2 protein-coding genes are annotated in these 2,581 nt (G+C 39.2%); both read right to left on the bottom strand.

From position 1 onward, the window contains the following. Window positions 1–44: 44 nt before the first annotated feature. Window positions 45–1,037: a DUF262 domain-containing protein gene (locus tag EOK74_RS05970; RefSeq protein WP_205964533.1), complete on the bottom strand. Its 993-nt coding sequence runs from the start codon at window positions 1,035–1,037 to the stop codon at window positions 45–47. 71 nt (window positions 1,038–1,108) lie between these two features. Beyond that, the gene (locus EOK74_RS05965; RefSeq protein ID WP_133469016.1) at window positions 1,109–1,855 is read right to left on the bottom strand and encodes an FRG domain-containing protein; all 747 of its coding nucleotides are present in this window, start codon (window positions 1,853–1,855) and stop codon (window positions 1,109–1,111) included. Window positions 1,856–2,581 lie beyond the last annotated feature (726 nt).

The raw sequence follows: 2,581 nt of genomic DNA, 5'->3' as shown, positions 1-2,581 counted from the left end.
GTGGGGGCTGGAGGTTAGACACCTCCGGCTACCCGATTAGATTCTCAGGCTGAAATTCCGAAGTGGTTTTTAAGTATATGCAACCTTTCTTTGATGTTTGATGAATCGTTTGTCCCTTGCTGAGATAATCGATCATACTCCAATAACTCAAATGCCGAATTTTCATAATCCTCAGCTGCAGAAGCTCTATTGCTCTTGAGAATTTCTTGAAAATCAAAAAATTTTCTTCTAGTTATTTTTCCAAGTTGATCGCTTGCTAATGCATCTCTAAAAAGCAAGTAGTATACCGTCATATTTCCCTGCGACCTCAGTAATTCATCACCATTTGTAAAGGTCTTCGCCATGAGATCTAACACAGTTACGCATTTTTCGTGAATATTGCGGACTTGATCGGCACTATCAGAATGATAATTTCTGGCTAACGCATCTAAGTATACTTTCTTTGTGTCTAATAAGGACTTCCCGTTTAGCAGGTTTTCTTCTGATAGTAATAACCTGGCTGAAACCTCTCTATGCTGATAACGCTTGTTGCTGAATTTAACTTTATCTGAAAAAAACACATGCTCAGACAATGTACGTATGGCTTTGACCATATTACCGCCAATCGCATTTCTTTTTTCTGCAGCATTTAGGGGTACAGCTTCATTTAAACGAGAAAACATATCCTCAATAAGATCTTCATCATCCGTATCGACCTGAACCACAGGAAGAACAAATGAGTCGAACGCGATTTTTATTCTAGGATGTTCTTTCGCCAAATCATCATAACTTAAGCCAGCCAACTTTATTTCGGAATCCCGCTGAAGCTCAAAGTCACCAGATAACGTAAATTCACCATCGATAAAACCCCAAATGGTCTCAAGCCTTTGTCTTCCGTCAATTACAGCATATGCAATTCCGCTTTCAGACTTCATTTCTCGTGTGTAGGTATGAAAATATATTTTGGGTATATCGTAGTCATTTAGTATTGAGTCTATTAATAATTGTTTTTTTTCCTTAGTCCATACGCCACCCATTCTCTGATAAGGTGGATCCAACTTTATCTCATCCCTTTCAGAATAAAGAAGCATAATAGTGCTATTTTTTTTTGGTGATGTTTCTATATAGCTCATTTAAGCTCTCCAGTAATAATTTCTCCGATGCTAGCCAGCTCTGGAAATAGTTGAAACTTTGTAAAACCCAATAACGATAATTGTTTTAGCAGCTTCGTTTTAGAATCATCTGGTATAACGTATTTAATCACATGACTAGAGTCGCCTACTTCTTCAATAGGAGTTTTATCATGGTGATGTATTGTAAAAACACCGTGCTGCGCTTGAATCCGTGTATTATTTCGTGTGGCAATTGTAGCCAATGGTCTTTGTTGCGTTCTTGTATTTTGGCTTAGAATTTCGACAGAATAGTTTTCTAACTCAACATCTTCGAAAGAAGGAATAAAAAACTCCTCATCAGAATTGTTAATACCAGCATTTTTGTTCAGTTCTGAAGGGCGCAAAGACCACAGGGCTGCTTCTGTACCTGGGTGATTTAGAAAATTTTCTACAGCAAAGTATAAGCCGACCAAAGGGCTTTCACTCCAGTCCAAAAGTCTAGTTGGTACGCCATAATGCTGCATCAAAAACAGCCAATCGAAAGATTGATTGGGAGATGTATCTATAAGCATTGCTGCACTTTGCTTAAACTTCTTTATCAGCGTGGACTCCGAAGGCGGTGTATTTAACCTTAAGTAGCCAGGAGTTAGCTGCCAGTCCTGGTTAGCTTGCCCACGATACCAGATAGAACCATTATATCCGTCATTATCTGCGGCTAACTCCACCAATAAATCTTGTATCGAGTTTATTTCTTTTGTTATCAAGTTTTACTCCTTAACTCGATTGTTTTATAAATCTAACGCCCCAATATGCCGGCGAAAAGAGCGCAGCGAGTTGAGGTCGGAATAATTGGTTTGTTATGAGTTCAATAAACAGTAAACAATAACAAACTTACTAACAAGCCCAAAAGGCTGAATCGAACCCACCACCAAAGAAGCTTTAACGCCTTATTCCTACGCATAACCCCTAAATCAACATAGTAGCTCTTTGGCATCAAAACGTACCAAAAATAATTCAAAAAAGGCGTCGGTTTGCTAACACTAGGTTTAAGAAAGCGTTTCAAGGTGACTAATAGGAAGAATGACCAGAAAAAACAAAAAAAAGAAACTCCATAGCTGAGGACGACAACATACTTCATTAGTTCTTCCATATACTCAGCTCAACTCTCGCGATGACNAGCTAAGCAGAAAACACGACGCGTTTTGGCCGAAGGCCAGCGAGTGGTTTTCTGGTTGAGCTTTTTGTTAGCAGCCGCATTGCTTGCAGCTGTTTGAATTGATTGATGAACTAACAAACTGTGACTGCCTTGTGTGAAATTGAATACCGCATTGTCCTTTGCCTTAAACTTGCCAGTTGTTGATGATTAATATTGCCAGAACTTGTTGGTTACGTGAACTACTTTTACCGACCGTGATGAGCTAAAAAGTTAACCGCTTTGCACACCACTTTTAGGTAGCCAACTGAGAATAAGCTTTGGCCTGCTAACGCCC

Origin of the sequence: Paraglaciecola marina (assembly GCF_004360155.1) — a bacterium.
GTDB lineage: Bacteria > Pseudomonadota > Gammaproteobacteria > Enterobacterales > Alteromonadaceae > Paraglaciecola > Paraglaciecola marina.
The sequence above is the reverse complement of the archived record's forward strand: the minus strand, read 5'-3'. Positions and strand labels throughout refer to the sequence as shown.